The sequence below is a fragment of the Streptomyces sp. NPDC093598 genome, from assembly GCF_044764825.1.
GTDB lineage: Bacteria > Actinomycetota > Actinomycetes > Streptomycetales > Streptomycetaceae > Streptomyces.
The window spans coordinates 26,904-48,799 of the sequence record NZ_JBIWIV010000002.1 but is presented as its reverse complement, the minus strand read 5'-3'; the positions used below and the strand labels follow the sequence as shown (position 1 = coordinate 48,799).

The following is a 21,896-nucleotide window of genomic DNA, read 5'->3' as shown; positions in this document are numbered from 1 at the left end:
CCCCGACCGAGGCGCCTGGGAGGCCCGTTGGAGAGCGAGACCCGGCAACCCGCATCTGCCGGCGTCACCGTGCTGTCGATCGGTGTGGGGAGCTTCGACGACGGCTCCGACATGGAGGAACTCGGTTTCGTCCCGGCACGGATGAGCGAGGTCGAGGAGGCCTTCGGCCGGCTCGGCGCCACGGTCGGCACCTCGCTGGATCCGACGGAGATCGAGGTGGAGGCGCTTCTGCGCGGCCGGCTCGTCGACGTTTCCCAGCCGTCCGGTGTCGTGGTCGTCCATCTCATCGGGCACGGCAGGATCGACCGGAGTCACCGGCTGTCGTTCGTCGCTCGGGACAACCGCGAGGTGGACGTCGACCGGTGGATCGAGAAGGCGCAGCAGGAGGTCGAGCGCGGTGGCATGCGGCACCGTGTCGTCTTCCTGGTCGACACCTGCTCGGCCGGCGTCGCGACAGGCCGGCAGCCGTTCACCGAGATCGACGCGGACCGGGGCGTCTGGGCCCTGGGCGCGGCCGTCAGCACCTCCCCCACCGAACGCGGTCAGTTCAGCAGCCGGATCGCCGCCGCACTGCATCGGCTCGCGGACCTGGACCTCCACATCGACGAGGAGTCGATCAGGTTCAGCCGGTTCGTCCGCGAACTGATCCGGGTGATCCGGAACGACCCGGCCGACCAGCGCCTCTCGCTCGGCTTCAGTGTCGAACAAGGCGACGCCGACTGGCCGTTCCTGCCGAACCCCCGTCTGGTCGCACTGACCCCGGAACAGCTGCGGACGCGGCGCCGCTCACTGGGCTACGTCCCCGGTGAAGGCGATTCCGGCGCCCCGGCGGCCGGCGGACAGGCCGACGACACCGCCTACTTCGCCGACCGCGCCTCGGGCCGCGGCCTCGTCCCGGTCGACACCGGCACCGGGTTCTTCTCCGGCCGCACCTCGGAACTGACCCGCGCCATGGAGTGGGTGTCCGGAACAGGTCCTCTGCTGACCGTCACGGGTGCGGCCGGCGCGGGAAAGTCCGGACTGCTGGGGGTCGTCGTCTGTGCCGCGGACCCCGGACTGCGCCGGCGCTTCCGGGAACTGTGGGAGTCGTCCGGGCTCGACCTGCCCGAGGTACCGGACATCGTCGCGGTGCACGCGCGCCAGCGGTCGGCTCAGCAGGTGCTGGCCGCGATCGCCTCCGCGGTATGGGCGCGGCGGCCCAAACAGACCGACGAAGAAGGAGAGGGAAACCGGGGGCCGGGCACGCCACCGCAGACGTCCGAGGCGCTGCGCTTGCTGCTGGCGCGGGAACAGAAGAACCGTCTCATCGTGCTCGATGCCGTGGACGAGAGCACCGAGCCCCAGGCGGTTCTGCGTCTGGTGGCCGATCTCCTGGCACCCCGGGAAGCGGGCGAGGGGCACAGTGTTCCCGCGCCGTGCAGGATCCTGCTGGGCGGCCGCCGGGAAGTGGTGACCGCCCTGTCGGCTCTGGACGAGGCGGCGGACATCGAAGGCGTGCACATCGACCTCGACGCATCGGAACCCGCCGCGGTCGAACAGGACGTCCGGCGCTACATCCAGCGTCTCCTCGACGCCCAGGGGCCCTACGCCACCGGCCCCTCGTCGGAATTCGCCGGCCTGCTGGCAAAGAAGGGCGCGGCGCACATCGTGCGCGGCGCGCGAGGGGACGAACCGTGGGGCCCGTTCCTGCTCGCCGGCCTGTACGTCCATTTCCTGCTGACCCTGAAGTATCCACCCCGCGACGAGGTGGGTGCCGACATGTATGCCAAGGCGGCGTCGCCCCATCTGCCGACGCTGCTGGAATCGATCCTGAAGACACGGCGCCAGGACTACCCGCATCTGCGGGCGGTGCTCGCCGTGCTCGCGCGCTCGCGCGGTGACGGCATGCCGCGCACGACCCTGAAACGCGGCCTGCGGGCGCTGGGCGTCGACTCGATCGACGAACAGCACTTCCAGGACACCCTGTGGGAGGCCTCGCCCTTCCTGCGGTACGGGAGCGATCCCCAGAGCGGTGAGACCCTGTACCGGCTCTTCCACCAGGGCTTGGTCGACTACCTGCACGACCATCCGACGAGCGAGGACCCCTTGGACGAGGCGGCGAGCCTCGGCCTCGAGGGAGAGCTGCTGTCGGAACTCATCAGGCCGTACGCCTCGGACGCGCGGGAAGGCAAGGACCCCTGGGAGGCGGCCGAGGGGGAACCTTACGTGCTGCGCCATGCGCTGGGACATGCCGCTCGGGCACGCTCCGCCGCTCACGCCGAGTCCCTGCTCACCGATCCGCACTTCCTCGTCCGGTTCGACCTCCGTGAGGACCATCGCGCTCTCGACCTCGTCCGGTCGGAGCGGGCGGCGGACTACCTGCGGCTGCTCAGCGCCTCGTGGGTCACCCACGCCCGGTTGCGCGGCGCCGCCGAACGCGCCTCCGTGTTCGCCTTCGACGCCGACCGGCTGGGGCTGCGGGAAGCCGGGGAGCGGTTCAGCCGTATCGCGCAGGATGCCGCCGTCCGGCCGGAGGACGCGGCGTACAGGCTTCTGTGGTCGTGCGGCGGCCTCGTGAATTCCAACAGCCGCTCCGTCGGGACCGCGGGCACCACGGTGTTCGACATCGCGTTCTCGCCGGACGGCTCTCTGCTCGCCGCGGCGACCGATCGCGGCGTGCAGGTGCTCGAGACGGAGACCTGGAAGTCGGTCGCACCCCTCTTCGGCAGGAGGCCGCACAGCGGGGTCAGCAAGGTGGCCTTCTCCCCCGACGGTCGCCTGCTCGCCTTCGCCGGACGTTCGTTCACGCGGAGCGTGCAACTGTGGGACGTGCACCACCGCGTGCCGGCCGGAGCACCTTGGCAGTGCAGAACCGGCACGGTGAACGCGCTCACCTTCTCGTCCGACAGCCGTCTGCTCGCGGTGGCCAGCGAGGAACTCGGCGTCTCCGTGTGGGACATCACCGGTGACGACCCGAGCGAGGAGGCGCGGTGGGAACTCGGGGAGACGGAGGACATCACCAGATTCCAGGCTGTGGCCTTCAGCCCCGTGGGGCATCTGCTGGCCGTGTGCTCTTCCGGCGGGACGACGCTCTGGGACCTCGTGGACGGCGGCCGCACGCGCGTGGACGACGAGCGCTACGCCCGATCGGTGTGCTTCTCCCCCGACGGCGGCCTCGTCGCCGTGGCGGCGCACGGCGGCCCCGTCGCCCTGTACTCGGTGGCCACGCGCAGCAGGATCGGCAGCGTGGCCGTGCCGGCGGGTTACGACCTGGCCTTCACCCGTGACGGGAGTCTCCTGGTCGTGGGCGGCTGGCAGGAGTTCCACGTCGTCGACACGGCGTCGATGCACGTCGTCAACCGGCTGCCGGTCGCGGCCAGGTCGGCCTCCATCGCCGTGCATCCCGACACCTCGGTCCTGGTGAGTGGCGACGAGGACGGCCATCTGCGGCTGTGGAAAAGCCTCACCGGCGAGGCGCCCCCGCCGCAGCTGCCGCAGTTCGACAAGGGCGTCGTCGGCTCCCCCGACGGGCGCTTCATCGCCGTCCAGGACGCCGACAACAGGCTGTTGAGTCTGCGGAACCCGGTCACCGGCGACGAGATCGCCAACTGGTCCTACGCGGAGCCGCTCTCGGACCTCACGAGCTCACCCGACGGCTCCCTCCTGGCGGCGACGTCGTTCCAGCGGCTGTACGTCTTCCCGACCGACCCGGCGCCTGTGCGGGACGCCGGGAGCGTCCGGCTGTCCGGCAAGGCGTCCTCCTTGCTGCCGTTGGTCTTCTCGCCCGACAGCAGGCTCGTCGGCGTGGCCCTCGGACGGCGAGGGAGCATGCAGGCCGTCGAGGTGTGGGAAGCCCGGACGCTGCACCTGTGCGCCAGCATCCCGGTCGCCGGGGAGTTGTCCTCCTTCGGGTTCGCCGGCCCTCAGCTCGTCTACGTCGTCGTCGACGGCGCCCTGGGCACCTACCGCTGCACTCCCCCGGAACCGGAGGCCCCGCTGCCATGACCCGCCTGATCGGCGTGCACGGCGTCCGCAACTACAAGGCCGCCGACACCACCCCCGCCATCGGCGGCAAGCGCCTGCGCGCGGAATGGCTGGAAGCGCTCGGCGACAGGATCCCCGGGCTGGAGCTGGAGACGGCGTACTACGCCGATCTGCTGCGCGGTGAGCGGCAGAGTGACGAACTGGACGACACGGACGTGGTGCTCGTCGAGCAATGGGCGCGGGCCTGGGGGATCGACCCGAGCGGTGTGCAGGGGCGGGCGACCGGGTGGGTCCGATGGATCTGCGGGCAGGTCGCTCAGCGGTCCGGGCAGCGCCCTGCCGTCGTCGAGAAGACGGTCCGGATGTTCTTCCCGGAGGTGGCCCGCTACTTCGCCACCCGGCGTGCGGCTGTGCGCGAGCGGGTGCGGGCCGCGCTGCTCCGGCACCGCCCCGACGTCGTCGTCGCCCACTCGCTGGGCAGCGTCGTCGCGTACGAGGCCCTGCACGAGTTGGCGGACGAACTGGACGTGCGGCTGCTGCTCACCCTCGGCTCGCCGCTGGCACTGCCCCACGCGGTCTTCCATCGCCTCGATCCCCTCCCGTGCGACGGGTTGGGCAGGAAGCCCACGGGTGTGCGGCGGTGGGTGAACGTCGCCGATGCCGGGGACTTCGTGGCCATCCCCAGGGGGGAGCTGGCCCGGGTGTTCGAGGGTGTCGAGGAGCTGCCGGACATCAGCATCGCGCCCGCGTGGCCGCACGGCGTGCTCGACTACCTGCGTCACCGTTCGGTGGCCGAGGCCATCACGTCAGAGGTCCGGTCACCGTGACTCTCACGCGGCCGTTTCCTCGTGGGGTTCCGGCTGGAGGGCGAAGGAGTACGGAGCCCAGGGGCCGGTGATCTCCACGCGGAGGCCGGGGACGCCCCGGGCGGCCGCGAGGATGCCCGTGCGGAAGGCGGCCACGCGGTCGGCCGGGACGAGGTAGGCGTCGTTGCCGACGTTGGTGCCGGGGGCGGAGCCCGCCAGGCTGCCGCGTTCGGGGGTGTGGGCGACGCGGTCGACGGCGAGGGCGCCGGCCGTCTCGGTGACGCGTGCGGCGGCCTGGGCGACCGTACGCCAGGCCTCGTCGTTCCTGCGTTGTCTGCGGCGGCGGATGACCTGGTAGGCGCGTCCGACCCCGAGGCCCGTGAGCGGGTCCTGCGCGGGCTCCGTGGCGGCCTCGGGCGGGGTGATGTCCGGGGTGGCGTAGAGCTTGACGCCGAGTTCGACGGAGCCCGTGAGGCGGTCGAGCAGGGAGAGGAAGTAGGCGCGGCGGGTGTCGAGGGCCTGGCGGGCGGTGTCCTGGTCGCGGTAGACGGTGGCCAGGCGCAGGGGCAGCACGGCGGCGCCGGAGGCGACCAGGGCGGCCACCACGGCGTGGTGGGAGCGGACCGTGGACTCCAGCCAGTCCAGGTCGTCGAGGTGGGCCTGGAGGGGAGCGTCGGCGTAGTCGGCGGGCGGGACATGGCCGACGGCGAAGGCGAGCTGGGGACCGGTGACCGCAGGGTCGACCAGGTGGATCGGCTCTCCGGCGACACCGCGCAGGTGGGCCGTGGCCGCCGCGGCCTCGGGGGTGCGGCGCAGGACCGCGTAGGCGTAGACGAGGTTGGTGTCGCTCATGACTGCGGGCTCCTGTCGGTGGCCGTGCGATTCTCCTCGCGAGACTCCGTTCTCGTGCCGTCTGTCCGTAGGTACGGAGGTGACGGCGGAGGCGTTCACATGAACGGCCGGCGGGTTGACCTTGTCCCAGGGGCAGGGCCGAGGGTCCCGGCATGAGCGACGACTTCTTCCTGCGGCAGACGCCGTACAGCGATCCCGGAGAACTCGACACGACGGTGCTGCCCCGCGAGCCGCGCCGGCTGGCCGCGATGGTCAGGGGCCTGATCATCCACCGCGGCGAGGGCGGGCTCTTCGGGTACGCCATGCCCGAGGAGCGGCTGTACCACGACGCCGAGTCCCGGTACGTCACGGAGATCCTGCGGCTCCTGCGGGAGCGCGGCGGCACCCCGCTCACCGAACGGCGGGCGCCCGGCGGGAGGTTCGTGGGGACCTGCCGGGACTTCTCGCTCCTGCTGTGCTCGCTGCTGCGGGCCACGGGCACACCGGCGCGTCTGCGCTGTGGGTTCGCCACCTACTTCGCCGACGGCTGGTACGAGGACCACTGGGTCACGGAGTACCGTGCGCCGGACGGCCGTTGGCGGCTGGCCGACGCGCAGGTCCACGACGGGTACGACGTGCCGTTCGACCCGCTGGACGTGGAGCGGGACGCCTTCCTGGTGGCCGGTGACGTCTGGCGGGCCTGCCGGCAGGGGCGCGTGGATCCGCGGACGTGCGGGTTCAGTGCCGTCGAAGGGCTCCACGGCCTGTGGTTCGTCCGCGGCAACGTGCTGCGCGACCTGGCCGCGCTGAACGGCGTCGAACTGCTCCCCTGGGACGGCTGGGACCCGTGGCTCCGCAAGGGCGCGCCCCTCACCGAGGACGACCTCGCGGCGGCCGACGCGGTCGCCGCGGCCCGCTCCGAGGACGAGCGGCGGCGGCTCTTCACGGACCCGCGGCTGACCGTGCCGGCCGAGATCACGTCGTACGCGCCCTACCTGGGGGACCGCCGTGTCACGTTGCCCGTTCGCTGAACGGGGTCGCCTGGTGGAAGTACAGCAGCCAGCGGCCCTCCGTGCGCCGCCACAGCGAACTGCGGTGCGCGCGGCTGCCGTCGTACTCCGTGTCGTAGGTGAGGTGGACCAGGTCCGGGGCGAGTTGCGCGCCCCTCAGGGCGGACACGGCGACGCGCCGGTCGTCGGTCTCGGTGGTCGCGGCCAGGGAGGCGATGATGGCGGCCCGGCTCCAGTGCCGGCCGGAGGCGCCGAACTCGTGGAAGTCGGGGTGCAGCAGCGCCCCGACCCGCTCGGGCGAGCGGCGGACCTTCGGGGTGAGCAGGGCCAGTTCGCCCTCCATCGCCGACTCGACGGCCGGATTGTGCTCAGGCACTTGTCATCTCCAGCAGCTTGACTACGGTGTTCCAATTGCGGGTCGTGGCGATCACGCCCTTGTTGATGCGCGGTTTCGACAGGTGTTCGGCCAGCTTGGAGCGGCCCAGGCCGTTCGGGGCGTACAGGTACAGGGCCCGGTCGCCGAGGCGGAACTCCTCGGGGAGGTAGGCGTCCTGATCGATCTCCGCGAAGCGGTCGGGGGTGACGGGCGCGGAGAAGTAGGTGACGTGGAGCTGCTTGGGCTCCAGGTCGGCGGCCGGGAACGGGCAGGCGTCGGCGATCGACCGCAGATAGGCGTGGTCGCGCACGATCACGTCGACGCCGAAGCCGAAGCGCTTCTCGATTGCCTGCGCGATGTCGCCCGCCAGCGACTCCTCGGTCCCGTGGCCGGAGGCGAAGGCGGCCTGGCCGCTCTGCAGGTACGTACGGACGTCGTCGAGGCCGAGGTCCGTCAGGAGCGTGCGCAGGTCGGCCATGGGGACCTTCCTGCTGCCGCCCACGTTGATTCCGCGCAGCAGGGCCGCGTATGTCGTCGTCATCCGCTCACGATAAGGCGGCCGTCGTGCCCCGTGGGGGTGGGCACGACGGCCGCCGCGGGCAGTTGCCCGGCCCCGTAAATTACTCACCGGTCTTCGCGGGGCACAACCGTCTGCTCAGGATCCACACACCCGGGGAGCCCGATATGTCTCCCGATAGGTGTAAGGGACCACAGTCCCTGGGGGTCCTCCCCAGTGGGGAGAGGAATCGCTCCATGGGGATGAGTTCCCGCCCCGCCACTTCACCGGGCAGCACGACGAGATGGCTTTATCCGGCCCATACCTTTGAAACGAAAGGGGGCGGCAGGGGGCCGTCACCGCATCTCGAGGGGGCAAGCCCGTCATGAGGAACGGAGACATACGGGTGCGGGGCCTCGCCGCCCGGGCCGGCGGCTGGAGCGCCCGGCACCGATGGGCTGCCGTCGGCATCTGGGTGCTGTTCGTCGTCCTGGCGATGGGGCTCGGTTCGGCAGCGGGCCGGGTCGACGTCAAGGACAGCGACCAGCTGAAGGGTGAGACGCACACCGCCGCGAGGATCATCGAGGACGCCGGAATCGACGAGCCGGCCGGTGAGAACGTGCTGATCCAGGCCAAGGACGGTGACCTGAAGGCGACGGACGCCGAGTTCCGGGACGCCGTCGACGCCGTCGTGCGGGCGGTCGAGGGGACCGGGCGGGTCACCGAGGTGGTCTCGCCGTACGACTCGAAGACGATTTCGAAGGACGGCCGCAGCGCCCTCGTGCAGTTCGACATGCGCGGCGAGCCGGACACCGCCGGTGAGCGGGTCGAGCCGGTGCTGAAGGCCGTCGAGGGCGTCCAGCAGGACCACGGGGCGCTGCGGATCGAGGAGATCGGCGGCGCCAGCATGATGAAGACGTTCGACGACGCGTTCGGCGACGACTTCAAGAAGGCCGAGTACTCCGCGGTGCCGGTGGCCCTCGGCATTCTGCTCATCGCCTTCGGCGCACTGGTGGCGGCGCTGCTGCCGGTGCTGCTGGCGATCACCGCGATCATGGCGACGATGGGGCTGATGGGCGTCGTCAGCCATGTGATGCCGATGAGCGACACCGCGAACTCCGTGATGCTGCTGGTCGGTCTGGCCGTCGGCGTCGACTACTGCCTGTTCTACCTGCGCCGCGAGCGCGAGGAGCGCGAGGCCGGCCGGGACGCGCAGACGGCCCTCAGGATCGCCGCCGCGACCAGCGGCCGGGCGATCGTCGTCTCGGGCGTCACGGTGTGCGTGGCGATGGCGGGCATGCTGTTCACCGGCCTCGCCGAGTTCGAGGCGATGGGCCTGGCCTCGCTGATGGTGGTGGCCGTGGCGATGGTGGGGTCCGTGACCGTGCTGCCCGCGCTGCTGTCGCTGCTCGGCGAGCGCGTCGAGAAGGGCCGCATTCCGTTCCTGCGCCGGCGCAAGCGGAGCGGCGGCGGTCAGGACAGCCGGTTCTGGACGGCCGTGCTGCGGCGCGTCCTCGCCAAGCCGGTGGTGGCGGCAGCGGTCGCGACCGGAGCGCTGCTGGCCATCGCGGCTCCCGCGCTCGGCATGAAGACGCAGCAGCTCACGCTGGACCAGGAGTTCGGCGACTCGCTGCCGATCGTCCAGACGTACAACCGGCTCAACGACGCCTTCCCGGGCGGTTCCGAGCCGGCCGAGGTGATCGTCAAGGCGGACGACATCAACGCGCCGGAGGTGAAGTCCGCGCTCGCCGACTTCCGCGACCGGGCGATCAGTTCGGGCGCCTCGCGCGGCCCGGTGGAGATCAAGCTGCACGACGCGCAGAACGTCGCGTTCGTCTACGTCCCGCTGGTCGGCGGCTCCGACCAGGACAAGGCAGGCGCGAGCCTGGACAAGCTGCGTGACGAGGTGCGTCCGGCCACGCTCGGCAAGGTCGACGGGGTCGAGGCTCCCATCACCGGGCAGGTCGCGGGGTCGAAGGACTTCAACGACCAGCTGGCCGGTGCCGTCGTCCCGGTGTTCGCGTTCGTGGTGGTGTTCGCCTTCGCGCTGATGCTGCTGTCGTTCCGCTCCCTGACCATCGCGGTCACGTCGATCGTGCTGAACCTGCTGTCGGTGGGCGCCGCGTACGGCATCCTCGTCGCCGTCTTCCAGCACGGCTGGGGCGCGTCCCTGGTGGGCGCGGAGGGCGTCGGCGCGATCATCACCTGGCTGCCGCTGTTCCTCTTCGTGATCCTCTTCGGTCTGTCGATGGACTACCACGTGTTCGTGGTCTCCCGGATCCGTGAGGCGCGGCTGCGGGGCCTGGCGACGAAGGACGCGATCCGGCACGGCGTGGTCACCACGGCCGGGGTGGTCACCAGTGCGGCGGTCATCATGGTCGCCGTGTTCGCCATCTTCGGCACGCTGTCCATGCAGTCCATGAAGCAGATGGGCGTCGGCCTCGCGGCCGCGGTGCTCATCGACGCGACGATCATCCGGGGCGTACTGCTGCCGGCGGTGATGGCGCTGCTCGGCGAGCGCAACTGGTACCTGCCGAAGTGGCTGCACCGGCTCCCGGACCTCACGCACGACGAGACGCCGCAGGAAGTCGCCGGACCGGCGGCACGGGACGACGAGGGTGAGCCCCTCAAGGTCTGATCGCCGCGGCGGTACGGAGGGCCCGTTGGTTGCCGGGGCAACCAACGGGCCCTTTCGCCCGCTCTCGTCAGCTCAGCCGCCGCACCTGGAGCACCTGCTCGTCGCAGCGCACGATCTCCAGCTCCCGGTCCGGGCGGGCGCCCCCGAAGGTGAGCGCGAGGTGACGGTCCGACACCAGCCGCCAGCGACCGGGCACGGCGCCGGGGGCGTCGCCGCGACCCAGCGGGTGATCGACGACGGTGCCGTCGGGCGCGAACTCCACGCCGCGGCGTCCGCGCGCCGGCGGGAAGGGGAAGTCGTCGGGCCGGTACACCCGCACGTCCTCGTGGTCCTCCTCGTAGGAGTGGAGCCACGAGCGGAACAGGCCCGTCGGGGGCTCTCTCATGACGCGGCCACCTCACTCGTCCGACGCCGTCCGCATTGCCGCTCTTATGCCGAAGTGACTAGAATTATCAGTGTATGGGTTCGGAGGGAACGGGCAACCGACCGCTCCGCCCGGCGTCGCCCGGCCCTCGCGGCGCGTGTCAGACGCGCAGTTCCGCAGCCGCGTGCGCGGCACCCCCTCAGCTCCCTCCAGGGACACGTCATGTCCGATGCGCAGGCATTCCTTCGCGCCACCTCGCCCGACTACAGCCGCTGGTGCGGCGCCATGGAGGTGCACCGCAGACTCCTCACCCTGAACCCGGAGTACGCCGAGAACCGGGCTCTGATCGAGAACACCGCGTTCGCCTACGAGTCGATGGAGCAGATCACCGCCCGGCAGGGTCTGATCGACATTCCCGTCGTCGTGCACGTCGTGCACAGCACCCCCGAGCAGAACGTGAGCGAAGCCCAGATCCACAGTCAGATCGACGTCCTCAACCGGGACTTCCGCGCGAGCAACCCGGACGTGAGCAAGGTGCCCGCGGTCTGGCAGGATCTGGTGGCCGACGCGCGCCTGCAGTTCCACCTCGCCCGGACCGACCCGCTGGGCCGCCCCACGGACGGCATCACACGGACCCGGAGCGCGAACGCCGACTGGGACACCGACGACCTGGTCAAGTTCAGCCTGAGCGGGGGCCATGACGCCTGGCCCGCGGACATCTACCTGAACCTCTGGGTCTGCCAGTTGCGCCGCGGGCTGCTGGGCTACGCCCAGTTCCCGGGCGGCGCCGCCTCCACGGACGGCGTGGTCGTCACGCACAGCGCGCTCGGAACCACCGGCACCGCCACGGCGCCGTTCGACGGCGGCCGCACGGCCGTGCACGAGATCGGGCACTGGCTGAACCTGCGGCACATCTGGGGCGACGACGACGAGGGGTGCAGCGGCAGCGACTTCGTCGCGGACACTCCCAACCAGGCGGGAGCGAACGCCGGTTCGCCGACCTTCCCCCATGTGACGTGCGGCAACGGGCCGGACGGCGACATGTTCATGAACTACATGGACTACACCGACGACGCCGCGATGTTCATGTTCACCAAGGGTCAGTCGGCACGCATGGACGCCACGCTCGACAACGCCCGCCTGCCCCTCACCCGTCAGGCCGTCGCGGTGTGACGACGGCCTGACGCGGCAGGGCGGTACTAGCCCTGGCGTGCCGCCAGTCCGGTCTCGATGAGGTCGGCCGCGCGCCTGGTGCCGCCCTCCTGGGCCGTCTCCGCCTGGAGTTCCTTCAGCCGGCGGGCCACCTCCGGGTCGCCGGTCAGGGCGAGGGCCGCCTCGCGCAGCGTCTCGCCGGTCGCCTCCCCCGTGTGTCCGGCTCGTCGCCCTCGTACGCCCCGATCAGCTGCGGGAGGGCCTGGATCGCGTCGTCGAGGAACGGCTCCACGTTGTCCAGCAGCGTGCTCCCCCATGCCTGCGGGTCGTCGTCGGGCGAGGGCAGCGTCGAGTGCCACGCCTTCACCTCGGCGCCGGTGCCCGCGACCTTGTCCGCGAAGACCGGCGGGATCGCGTAGGTCACCCGGTGGCCACGCGTCACGAGCTCGCGGATCACCTCCAGACTCGGGTTCACATGGCCGTGGGCGGCGATGGAGAACATGGAGATGTGGGCGCGGCTGGTCATGCGCCGAGACTAGACGAGACGATACGTCTCGTGCAATCTCTTGGCGCTCTACGAGGTCAGCACCTCGTGCAGGCGCAGCCACCGCGCCGGGGGCACCTCGCCCACCAGCACACCCGGGTCCAGCCGCGCCGCCCGGAACGCGGCGTCCACCCGCCGCCTCGGATGGGCCCTGCGCAGCGAGGCGTGCAGGGAGCCGCCCACCCCGGAGAAGCCCAGCTCGACCAGGGAACGCCAGCTGCGGCAGGCGGTGTCGTCGAGCAGCGGGGTCCGGCGCCGCTCCACGCGGAGCACGCCGGCGTCCACGCGCGGCACCGGCCGGAAGCTGCGCCGGCCGACCCGGCCGAGCAGCCGCCACTCGAAGCGGGGCCAGCTCCGGACCGTCAGCAGCGTCCAGCTGCCGTAGTCCCCGGTGCGTTTGCGGGCGTACTCGAGCTGGGTGAGCAGGGTGGCGTCGGTGAGGGCGGGGGCACGCAGGCACCAGTCGACGACGTCCGCGGTCCGGGAGAACGGCACGTTCCCGGCGACCGAGAAGGCCGTCCGTGGCGGACGCGCGGCCAGGAAGTCCCCGTTGACGACGCGCACGTGCGGGGTGCCGGAGAACCGGGCACGCAACACGGACACGAGCCGCGGGTCGATCTCGTACGCGTGCAGCTCACGGCAGCGCGCGGTCAGCGGGGCGGTCAAGGCGCCTTTGCCCGCGCCGACTTCGAGCAGCAGCGGGAGGGGGCCGGTCCGCGGGACGGCGAGCCGGGCGAAGCGTTCCGCGGCGGCGCGGTCGGCGAGGAAGTTCTGCGAGAGGGCGCGGGAGAGCGCGGTGGGGCGGGCCATGGCCTGCGGGTCCTTGTCTTCCGGAAGGTGGAAAAGGGCAGACGAGGGCCCTGACCGGAAGACAGGTGAGAACGAGGGAGGCGGGACGCCGGGCTCAGTGGCTCAGCGGGCGTGGCTCCCCGGGCCGGTCAGGGCTCCGGGGCGGCGGCGCGTCCTGGCGGCGTGCGCGCAGCCCCGGGCGTGACCGGAGATGCAGATCGCGTTGATACCCACGGGCAGCACGCTAGGCGGTGCCGGTGCGGGCGGACAACGGGTTTTTCGCCGGGTTCAGCGCTGATAACGGGCGAGGATCAGGTTGCCGTCCTCCTCCAGCCGTTCGCGCAGTTCGCCGAGTCCGATGGCTCCGCTGTAGTACTCCTGCAGGGCGGGGGTCGCCACCTTGTCCTTCCACTCGGGGTAGCCCCTGACCGTCTGCGCGGGCGCCGGGCGCAGATGCTCGGCCAGGGCGGTGCCGGTGGCCCAGCCGTCCTTCGTCCGGTGCAGGGCGGGGTCCTTCAGCGCCTCGGTGCCGGTGGGCAGCATCCAGTCGCCGAGGGCGAGGCGGACCATGTTCGGCGGCCGCAGGAGGAAGTCGAGGAACTGTGCGGCCTCCTTCTTGTGCGGGCAGTCCTCGGCGATGGAGAGGGTCTGCGGGCTGACGCCCTGGGCCGGCCCGCGGGCGCCGGCCGGAGCGGGCAGCACCTGCCAGTCGAAGCCCTTCGGGGCCTGCTGGACGATCTGCTGCCGGTAGGAGAAGCCGAGCGGGACCATCGCGTACCGTCCGCCGAAGAAGCCGGGCAGCGTGTCGGAGCCGCCGCTGCCCAGGGTCGTGGGCGAGGCGCTGCGGTCGGTGTTGGCCTGGTCGTGGATGGTGCGCGGCACCACCTGGTCGGCCGCCTCGAACCGGACCGTCACCTTGCCGTCCGGTCCGCGGTGGAAGAGTTGTCCGCCCGCCGACAGGGAGAGGTTGAGCGTGGCGGAGACGGGTTCCTTCAGCGGCCAGGCGATGCCGTACTTCCCGCCGCCGCTGAGGCGTTCGGTGATCCGGCGGAACTCGGCCCAGCTCCAGGGCTTCTCCGGCGTCGGGATCCGCACGCCGGAGTCTTCGAGCCACGTGGTGTTGGCGATCAGCACGCGCGGCTCCTGGAGGAACGGCACACCGTAGACGCCGTCCCCGAAGGTGGTGGTCTCCCAACTGCGCTGCGGGATGTCCGACTTCAGCCTCGCGGGCAGCAGGTCCGTGAGGTCGGCGAGGTAGCCGCCGTAGGCGAAGTCCGCGAGGTCGTCGGAGGCGTCGTGGATGATGTCGGGTGCCTCGCCGCCCTCGAAGGCGGTGAGGAGCTGATCGTGGACGCTGTCCCAGGTGCCCTGGACGTACTCGACCCGGACGTCCGGATGGCCGGCGTTCCATTCCCTCACCAGTTGCTTGTTCGCCTCGACGGACTCCTCCTGCCAGGCCAGGGACTGGAAGCGCAGGGTGATGCGGCCGTCGTCGCGGGTGCCGCCGGAGGAGCAGCCGGCGAGCAGCAGCAGGAGGACCAGGGCCAGCAGGCGTGCCCGCATCAGCTCTTCACCGCCCCGGTGAGCATGCCACCCGTGATCCGCCGCTGGATGAGCGCGAAGACGACCAGGGAGGGCAGTGTCGCGAGGCACGCGGCCGCCGCGAGGGGGCCGAGATCGGCGACGCCCTCGGCGCCGATGAAGTGGGTGAGGACCACGGGAAGCGTCTGTTTCTCCGGTGTCTTGAGGAGGACGAGCGCGAAGAAGAACTCGTTCCACGCGGTGATGAACGCGAACAGCGCGGTCGCCACGATGCCCGGTGCGAGCAGCGGCGCGGTCACCGACACCAGGGTCCGCACCCGGCCCGCCCCGTCGACCGCCGCCGCCTCCTCCAGCTCCGGCGGCACGGCCCGTACGTATCCGGCGAGCATCCACAGCGCGAAGGGCAGCGCCCACACCACGTACACCAGCACCAGCCCCGGCACCGAGTTGATCAGGCGGAGGTTCTTCAGCACGAGGAACAGCGGGATGATCAGCAGCACGAACGGGAAGGCCTGACTGACCACCACCCAGCCCGTCACCGCCTTCGCGAGCCGGGTGCGGCGCCGGGCGACGACGTAAGCCATCGGCGTCGCGATCAGCACGGCGACGACGGCCGCTCCGAGCGCGGCGATCAGGGAGTTGAGGGCGGCGTGCAGCAGCGGCTGTTCGTCGAAGGCCTGCCGGAAGTTGTCGAGGGTGGGGTCCTTCGGGATCCACGTCGGGTGCAGGCTGCCCAGCTCGCGCGGCGGCTTGAACGCGGTGGAGAGCAGCCAGAGGAACGGGAAGGCGAGGAAGACGAGGTACGCGAGCAGCGCGGTGTACTGGCCCGCGCGGGCCGGGCGGCTGGTCCTCACGCGTCGTCACCTCCCCTGAGGCGGCCGGCGAGGAACACCGCCAGGGCGATCGAGATCACGGCCACCATCACGCAGCCCATCGCCGCCGCGTAGCCGAACTGCCCGTAGCGGAAAGCCTCTTCGTAGGCGAAGAGCATGGGCAGTCGGGTCCGGCCGCCCGGGCCGCCGTTGGTCAGGACGTAGACCAGGGCGAAGGCGTTGAAGTTCCAGATCAGATTGAGCGCGGTGATGGCGAGGGCGATGGGCCGCAGGGCGGGCCAGGTGACCGTGCGGAAGCGGCGCCATGCGCCCGCGCCGTCGACCGCCGCCGCCTCGTGGAGTTCACGCGGGGTGTTCTGGAGTCCGGCGAGCAGTGCGACCGTCGTCTGCGGCATGCCCGCCCAGACGCCGACGACGATCACGGCGGGCAGCGCGGTCGCCAGCCCGCTGAGCCAGTCCCGGCCGCTGCCGAGCCCGACGTCGCGCAGGGTTTCGTTGAGGATGCCCGCGTCCGGGTTGTAGACGAGCCGCCACATGATGCCGACGACGACCTCGGGCATGGCCCAGGGGATGATCGCCAGGGCGCGGGCCGGCCAGCGCAACCGCAGATCCTGGTTGAGCAGCAGCGCGAGACCCAGCGCGAGCAGGAACTGCGGCACGGTCACCCCGACCGCCCACACCAGCCCGATCCGGAACGACTCCCAGAACAGCGTGTCGTGCAGCAGGTCCCGGAAGTTGAGGGCGCCGACCCACCGGGTGGGCTCGGTGCGGCCCGACTGGGCGTCGGTGAAGGCCAGCAGGATCCCGTAGAGCAGCGGCCCGACACTGAGGACGAGGATCGGGATCAGCGCGGGCAGCACCAGGAACCAGGCGCCGTGGTCGACGGCTTGCCGGTGCCGGTCCCCGCCGGGTCTGCGGCCGGCCCGCCTCCTCGGTGGCGTAGGGGGTGCAGCCTCGGTCACCGATGTCACGGAATCAGCCCCCTCGCAGGCTCGGCCGGCCTGGTCATGCTCGTGAAGGCCGTATGCCTCGTCAAGGCACCGCGCACGCCGCCCGACCTGTGCCGATGCGACACTGGCCGGTGGATGGCCGGAACCCGACGGTCGAAGCGTGGACGACGGAGGCGGACGATGGACGAGGCACGGGCGCGGGACGTACTGGCGGCGGCAGGCGTGCTGCCCGGTGCGGCCAGGGAGGCACGGCTGCTCGCCCTGGGCGAGAACGCGGTGTTCGCCGCCGGTGACCTGGTCGTCAAGATCGGCCGGGACGCCGAACTCCTCGACCGGGCGCGCCGTGAACTGGACATCGCGGTGTGGCTCGCCGAGGCGGGCGTGCCGGCGGTGCGGGCGGCCGAGCCGAAGGCGCTGCTGGTGGACGGGCATCCGGTGACGGTGTGGCATCGGCTGCCGGATGCCGTGCGGGCAGCCGAGCCGCGGGATCTGGCCGAACTGCTACGGGTCGTGCACGCCATGCCTCTTCCTCCCTTCGCCCTTCCGGGCCGTGATCTGCTGGGCGGTGTGGAGCGCTGGTTGCGGCTCGCGGGCGATGCGATCGATCCCGCGGACGCGGCGTACCTGCGCGAGCGGCGGGACGGGTTCACCGCGCAGGCCGCCGCGCTCACGCCGCATCTGCCCCCGGGGCCGATCCACGGCGACGCGCTGCCGCGCAATGTGCATGTGGGACCTGACGGACCCGTGCTGGTGGATCTGGAGACGGTGTCCGCGGATCTGCGGGAGCACGATCTGGTGGTGATGGTGCTGTCCCACGACCGGTACGGGGTCTCGGACGAGGCGTACGCGTCGTTCGCGCGGGCCTACGGCTGGGACGTACGCGTGTGGGAGGGCTGCGGTGTGCTGCGCGGGGCCCGGGAGACGGCCAGCTGCGCGTGGGTGGCCCAGCACGCCCCGGGCAATCCGAAGGCGCTGGCAGAGTTCGAGCGGCGGGTGAGGTCCCTGAGGGACGGGGACGAGTCGGTGCGGTGGTATCCGTTCTGACCGTCAAGCAGCCGTCTCAGACCGGTTCGTCCGCCCATTCCCGCAGGGGCCACGTCCCGTCGACCAGCGCCGTCGCGTCGCCCTTGCCGCGCAGGAAGCTCTGGAAGTCCGCCGCCCACTGCGCGTACCACTCGATCTGGCGGTGGTGCAGGGCCGCCGGGCCGAGGGTGGCGATCTTGGGGTGGCGGTCGGCTATCGCGCCGGCCAGCCGGGCGGCCGCCAGGGCGTCGGCCATGGCGTCGTGGGCGGCGTCGAGGACGACGCCGTATTCGGCGCAGACCGCTTCGAGGTTGCGTTTGCCGCGGCGGTAGCGGTCGATCCAGCGGTCGATGGTGTACGGGTCGATGACCGGGGCCGGGTCCGCGCCGCCCAGGCGGTCGCGCAGCGACGGCAGGCCGTGGCGCCGCAACTCCGCGGAGAGCAGGGTGAGGTCGAACGTCGCGTTGTAGGCGACGACCGGTACGCCCGTCTTCCAGTAGGAGGTGAGGACGTCGGCCAGGGCGTCCGCCACCTGGTCGGCCGGTCTGCCCTCGGCCGTCGCCCGCTCGTTGCTGATGCCGTGCACCGCCACCGCGTCCTCGGGGATCGGCACTCCCGGGTCGGCCAGCCACTCCCGGCGCCCTATCGGCTCGCCGCCCCTGACCTCGATCACGGCCCCCGTGACGATGCGCGCCTCGCGCGGATCCGTGCCCGTCGTCTCCAGGTCGAAGCCGACCAGCAGCTCCCGGTGCCAGCCCATGGGCGGTCCCCCTTCTTGTGGTGCGTTCCCCCAGTGGTCTCCACCTTCCCATGCACCACTGACAATCAGAGGACCGCGTTCCGCTCACCCCCGGTGGCGGGCCGGGGAACCCCCGCGCCTGCGGGCACAGTTCACGACACCGGCCGCGAATCCGCCCACATCACCTCGAACTCCTCGCGGTAGGTGGGGAAGAGACCGCTTTCGTCCATCTCGCCCGACTTGACCACCTTGCCGCTGTTGCGCAGCACGAACACCGGTGCCTCCATGCCCCGGGTGCGGCGCAGATAGCTCTGCACGACCGCGATGCCGTCCGCACCGTCGCCGTCCACCAGATACGCCGTGAAGCGGGGTGTCTCGTCGAAGACCTGGATCTCGAAGGCGCCCGGGTCCCGCAGCCGGGCGCGCACCCGGCGCATGTGCAGGATGTTCATCTCGACGGCCCGGCTGAGCTCGCCGCGCTTGATGCCGAGTTCGCGCTCGCGCCGCTTGACCGCGCTGGAGGCCGGGTTGAGGAACAGCAGTCTGACCCGGCAGCCGGACTCGGCCAGCCGCACCAGGCGCCGGCCGGAGAAGTTCTGCACGAGCAGGTTGAGGCCGATGCCGATGGCGTCGAGACGGCGGGCGCCGCCGAAGATGTCCTCGGCGGGGAACTGCCGCATCAGCCGCACCCGGTCCGGGTGGACGGCGACCACGTCGGCGTACCGGTCGCCGACCAGGTCCTCGACCGCGTCGATGGGCAGCCGGCGCGCGGAGGGCACGTCTCCGCCCGCGCCGAGCATCTCCAGCAGCCGGGCCGAGGCCCGCTCGGCCTGGCTCAGCACGGCCTCGGACAGGGCCCGGTTGCGGGAGACGACGTTCCGGGTGACCTCCAGCTCGTCCAGGGCGAGTTCGACGTCCCGGCGGTCGTCGAAGTACGGCTCGAAGCAGGGCCAGTGCTGCACCATCAGCTCGCGCAGCTGCGGCAGGGTGAGGAAGGAGAGCACATTGTCGTCGGCCGGGTCGAGCAGATAGCCCTTGCGGCGGCTGACCTCGCGTACGGCCACCGCGCGCTGCACCCACTCCTGGCCGGCCGGTCCGGCGGCGGCCACCACCCAGTCCTCGCCGTGGACGGGTTCGTAGACGGGCCGCAGCACGGCGGCGACCACCGCGCGCAGCCGTTGTTCGACGAGGTTCAGCCAGATGTAGGCCCGGCCGGCCCGCTGGGCGCGGGTGCGCACCTCGCGCCAGGCGTCGGCGTCCCAGTCCAGTTCCGGGCCGATCGAGCCCGTCGCGTCCATCGGCCGCGCCAGGGACACGGCACCGGTCGGGACGTCTGCGGAGTTCCCCTCGTGACCCTCGTCACCAGGGGGCAGCTCCAGCCCTCCCGAGCCCACCCGCGCACCGCCTTCCGCTCCCCCGGGCACCGCCCTTGTCAACGATCAAGGAAGGGTACTCCGGGAGCGGTCGGCGGTGCAGCCGGATGGGCAGGGTAGTTCTCAACGGCGGGGCTGCCAGTGCCCGTTCTGCCATGCGAGCTCGGCGGGAGTGAGCGGATTCATGGCGGTGACGTCGCGCGGGACGATGGAGAACCCCTGCCAGTGGACGGGCATGGGCTGCTGGTCCTCGTCCCGGGCTATGTGGTGGAACCCGATGTTCGTCCAGACCACCGGGTGGGTCAGGGTCTGCCCGTTCACCCACTTGTCGACGGACTTCCCGGCTCCGGGCCCGCAGTTGCCGGGGTTGTGGCTGGCGAAGAGTTCGCACTTGTTGTACTGCGTGACGTACACGTCGTGCTTGGTGTAGCTGCGGCCCGGGTACTTGGTCGTGGACCCGGGGACGATCTCGTAGGAGCGCGCGTGTCCGTCCTTGTTCTTGCCGGTCGCGCTGACCACGCGCCACCAGCGGTAGTTCTTGCTGTCCCCGGCGAGTTCCTTGGTGACCTTGGTGCGGGTCGTCTTCGTGGTGGGGGCGCGCTGGCCCCGGGTGGGCGCGGTGACGGTGGAGTCGTACTGCTCGACGGCGTTCTTCGTGGAGCCGTCCAGGGCGAAGTCGAGCCGCCAGAAGGCGTTGTGGCTGTGGCTGGTGGCCTTGGCGCTCGCGCCCTTGCCGATGGGCCAGCCGCGGCCGTCGCCGGCGTCGTAGTCGTCCCAGGACAGGCTGCCGGTGGCGCCGACGTTCATGGTGATCGTGCCGTCGTCCTGGAAGCGCCACTCGGTCATGTACTCGTACCAGCCGACCTGGTTCACCGTGTAGACGAGGAGGTCCTTGCCGTCGGCCTGGAAGACCTTGTTCGCGGTGTCGCCCTGCATGCGGTAGGCGTGGCCGCGGGAGCGGGTGGTGGTGCACACGCCCTTGACGTTCGGGTCCTCGTTCCAGGAGTCCGGGACCTTGACGGTCTTGATGGTGCCGCCGGGGCACTCGCCCGGCGCCAGGTTCATCAGGCCCTGGGCGAAGTCGAAGCCGGTGAGGTCGTCGTACTCGACCGAGCCGTCGTCGTAGGGGACGTGGATCTGTCCCAGGCGGGCGCTGTTGAGGACCTTGATCTGTTTGGGTTCGCCCTTGGGCTGGTACGAGATGTTCTCCAGGACGAGGCCGGCCTTGCCGTCGTAGCGCCAGCACATCCGCCAAGTGGTGCCGGAGGAGAGCTTCTGCTCGATGCGGTAGGCGGCGCTGCAGTCGGCGGCCGGCGCCGGGGCGGGGGCGGCCTTCGGCTGGGCGGCGGCCGGTCCCGCGCCGGCCGTGGCGCCGGCGGCCAGCGCGGCCACGGTCAGGCCCACGGCCGCCCGGGTGCGGGCCTTGCTGTTGCTGTTCACGCGCATGACGAGATGACTCCCTGACGAGGAGGAGCGAGGTGGGCAGGTGAGCGAAGAGGGTGGGTCAGCGGCCGAGCCGGGCGACCTTGCGGGCGCTCAGGTCGATCACCAGCGACCTGGCGTCGACCCACGGCCCGTTCTTGATCTTCGGGAAGAGCCGGACGCAGCGGTGCTCTCCGCACCGGTCGAGCACCGCGGGCTGGGCGCCGGGCGCGGCCCGGTAGACGGCGCCGCTGAGCTGGAGCTGGTCCGGGGAGGTGAGCGCCTTGCCGGTGGCGTCCCGGTAGTCGGCCTTCAGGTCCGCGCCGAGCGGGTCGGCGATCAGGAGACCCGCCGCCTCGGCCTTCTCGGCGCGGCTCAGGGGTGGCTGGACGCCGCGCTGGGTGCCGGTGCTCACCACCTTGCCGGTGCCGAGGTCGACGGTCCGGGTGACGAGGGTGTCGTCCCGGTAGTCGTAGAACGTCACGTCGGCACGCCGGGGCGCGTCCGGCTCGCCGGCCTCGCCGGCCTCGGGTTCGGCGAGGTCGACGCCGAGGCGCTGCGGGCCGCGTTCCCCGTCCACGCTCTCGCTGTTCCGGAACAGCTGCCGGCTGAGGGCGATCTTCTCGACCCGCTTCAGCTCGTCGTCGGTCAGCGGATCGCGGCCCTCGCCCTGCTGTCCTTCGGCCGGCGCCTCCTCGACGACCCCGGGCGCCACGGCCCGGCCGCCCGCCGCAGCGCTACCCGCCGCAGCGCCGCCGGCCTCCTGCGGGACGGACTGCCCCGCCCGGGTCCCGGTGTCGTCCGCCCCCGCCGTGCCCGGGAGGGTGATCCCGATCATCACGGCGGTCCCGGCCACCGCGATGGCCGTACCGGCCACCACCTTGCCCAGATGGCGGTGCACTATGTTGCGCACGTCTTCCCCCTACTCCCCCAACAGCCCCGGGAGTATGTGATTGCCCCAACGGTTCTGCATACCGCGTATGCACTGGTCACTCGGTAAGAGGGAGATAAGTCATAGGAGGTTCCCTCACTTTCGGGGAGACTC

Annotated in this window: 18 protein-coding genes and 1 pseudogene; 6 read left to right on the top strand and 13 right to left on the bottom strand. The window is 71.5% G+C overall.

All coding sequences use genetic code 11. The features are described 5' to 3' along the window. Positions 1-27: 27 nt before the first annotated feature. Complete coding sequence (locus tag ACIRDU_RS06275; protein WP_403575295.1) at positions 28-3,984, top strand: hypothetical protein; 3,957 nt, start codon at positions 28-30, stop codon at positions 3,982-3,984. Then, positions 3,981-4,790 carry a hypothetical protein gene (locus ACIRDU_RS06270; protein WP_403575292.1) on the top strand — a complete coding sequence of 270 codons (810 nt, stop codon included), beginning with the start codon at positions 3,981-3,983 and terminating at the stop codon, positions 4,788-4,790. Before ACIRDU_RS06275 ends, ACIRDU_RS06270 begins: the two co-directional genes overlap by 4 nt. A gap of 3 nt (positions 4,791-4,793) precedes the next feature. Here the strand turns inward: ACIRDU_RS06270 and ACIRDU_RS06265 are convergent, their stop codons facing one another. Then, positions 4,794-5,621 (bottom strand): GvpL/GvpF family gas vesicle protein, encoded by an 828-nt coding sequence (locus ACIRDU_RS06265; protein WP_403575289.1) that lies wholly within the window; start codon positions 5,619-5,621, stop codon positions 4,794-4,796. Between the two features lie 152 nt (positions 5,622-5,773). Here ACIRDU_RS06265 and ACIRDU_RS06260 point away from each other — a divergent pair, with 152 nt between their 5' ends. Then, the gene (locus ACIRDU_RS06260; RefSeq protein WP_403575286.1) at positions 5,774-6,631 is read left to right on the top strand and encodes a transglutaminase-like domain-containing protein; all 858 of its coding nucleotides are present in this window, start codon (positions 5,774-5,776) and stop codon (positions 6,629-6,631) included. Here ACIRDU_RS06260 and ACIRDU_RS06255 read toward each other — a convergent pair. Further along, positions 6,612-6,986: a DUF4440 domain-containing protein gene (locus tag ACIRDU_RS06255; RefSeq protein ID WP_403575283.1), complete on the bottom strand. Its 375-nt coding sequence runs from the start codon at positions 6,984-6,986 to the stop codon at positions 6,612-6,614. The genes ACIRDU_RS06260 and ACIRDU_RS06255 overlap by 20 nt on opposite strands. Continuing rightward, positions 6,979-7,527 carry a DUF1697 domain-containing protein gene (locus ACIRDU_RS06250; RefSeq protein ID WP_403575280.1) on the bottom strand — a complete coding sequence of 183 codons (549 nt, stop codon included), beginning with the start codon at positions 7,525-7,527 and terminating at the stop codon, positions 6,979-6,981. Before ACIRDU_RS06250 ends, ACIRDU_RS06255 begins: the two co-directional genes overlap by 8 nt. 340 nt (positions 7,528-7,867) lie before the next feature. Here ACIRDU_RS06250 and ACIRDU_RS06245 point away from each other — a divergent pair, with 340 nt between their 5' ends. After that, positions 7,868-10,120, top strand: coding sequence for an MMPL family transporter (locus ACIRDU_RS06245; protein ID WP_403575277.1), 2,253 nt, complete (start codon positions 7,868-7,870; stop codon positions 10,118-10,120). Positions 10,121-10,187: 67 nt separating this feature from the next. On the opposite strand, the gene ACIRDU_RS06240 is transcribed toward ACIRDU_RS06245, so the two are convergent. Next, on the bottom strand, positions 10,188-10,505 hold the full coding sequence (locus ACIRDU_RS06240) for a hypothetical protein (RefSeq protein ID WP_403575274.1): 318 nt from the start codon (positions 10,503-10,505) through the stop codon (positions 10,188-10,190). Positions 10,506-10,706: 201 nt separating this feature from the next. Between ACIRDU_RS06240 and ACIRDU_RS06235 the strand changes: the two genes are divergently transcribed. Further along, positions 10,707-11,657, top strand: a complete 951-nt coding sequence (locus tag ACIRDU_RS06235; RefSeq protein ID WP_403575271.1) for a zinc metalloprotease — start codon at positions 10,707-10,709, stop codon at positions 11,655-11,657. A gap of 196 nt (positions 11,658-11,853) precedes the next feature. On the opposite strand, the pseudogene ACIRDU_RS06230 reads toward ACIRDU_RS06235, so the two are convergent. The 5 genes and pseudogenes from ACIRDU_RS06230 to ACIRDU_RS06210 form a co-directional block, all read right to left on the bottom strand. Then, a pseudogene (locus ACIRDU_RS06230) lies at positions 11,854-12,162 on the bottom strand (glycosyl transferase); the annotation flags it as partial. 48 nt (positions 12,163-12,210) lie between these two features. Continuing rightward, positions 12,211-12,990, bottom strand: a complete 780-nt coding sequence (gene erm(O), locus ACIRDU_RS06225; protein ID WP_403575268.1) for a 23S rRNA (adenine(2058)-N(6))-methyltransferase Erm(O) — start codon at positions 12,988-12,990, stop codon at positions 12,211-12,213. Positions 12,991-13,257: 267 nt separating this feature from the next. Then, on the bottom strand, positions 13,258-14,532 hold the full coding sequence (locus ACIRDU_RS06220; protein ID WP_403575265.1) for an ABC transporter substrate-binding protein: 1,275 nt from the start codon (positions 14,530-14,532) through the stop codon (positions 13,258-13,260). Then, positions 14,532-15,365, bottom strand: a complete 834-nt coding sequence (locus ACIRDU_RS06215; protein ID WP_403575262.1) for a carbohydrate ABC transporter permease — start codon at positions 15,363-15,365, stop codon at positions 14,532-14,534. Before ACIRDU_RS06215 ends, ACIRDU_RS06220 begins: the two co-directional genes overlap by 1 nt. Further along, positions 15,362-16,315: a carbohydrate ABC transporter permease gene (locus ACIRDU_RS06210; protein ID WP_403575259.1), complete on the bottom strand. Its 954-nt coding sequence runs from the start codon at positions 16,313-16,315 to the stop codon at positions 15,362-15,364. Before ACIRDU_RS06210 ends, ACIRDU_RS06215 begins: the two co-directional genes overlap by 4 nt. Positions 16,316-16,474: 159 nt before the next feature. On the opposite strand from ACIRDU_RS06210, the gene ACIRDU_RS06205 reads away from it, so the two are divergent. Further along, the gene (locus ACIRDU_RS06205; RefSeq protein ID WP_403575257.1) at positions 16,475-17,338 is read left to right on the top strand and encodes a phosphotransferase enzyme family protein; all 864 of its coding nucleotides are present in this window, start codon (positions 16,475-16,477) and stop codon (positions 17,336-17,338) included. Between the two features lie 16 nt (positions 17,339-17,354). Here ACIRDU_RS06205 and ACIRDU_RS06200 read toward each other — a convergent pair whose 3' ends face one another. The 4 genes from ACIRDU_RS06200 to ACIRDU_RS06185 form a co-directional block, all read right to left on the bottom strand. Then, positions 17,355-18,077 carry a 3'-5' exonuclease gene (locus tag ACIRDU_RS06200; RefSeq protein ID WP_403575254.1) on the bottom strand — a complete coding sequence of 241 codons (723 nt, stop codon included), beginning with the start codon at positions 18,075-18,077 and terminating at the stop codon, positions 17,355-17,357. 131 nt (positions 18,078-18,208) lie between these two features. Beyond that, a complete protein-coding gene (locus ACIRDU_RS06195; RefSeq protein WP_403575251.1) occupies positions 18,209-19,450 on the bottom strand; it encodes an SAV2148 family HEPN domain-containing protein in 1,242 nt (413 codons plus the stop codon). Positions 19,451-19,552: 102 nt separating this feature from the next. Then, positions 19,553-20,875: a copper amine oxidase gene (locus tag ACIRDU_RS06190; protein WP_403575248.1), complete on the bottom strand. Its 1,323-nt coding sequence runs from the start codon at positions 20,873-20,875 to the stop codon at positions 19,553-19,555. Positions 20,876-20,933: 58 nt separating this feature from the next. Then, positions 20,934-21,764: a Tat pathway signal sequence domain protein gene (locus ACIRDU_RS06185; protein ID WP_403575246.1), complete on the bottom strand. Its 831-nt coding sequence runs from the start codon at positions 21,762-21,764 to the stop codon at positions 20,934-20,936. Positions 21,765-21,896 lie beyond the last annotated feature (132 nt).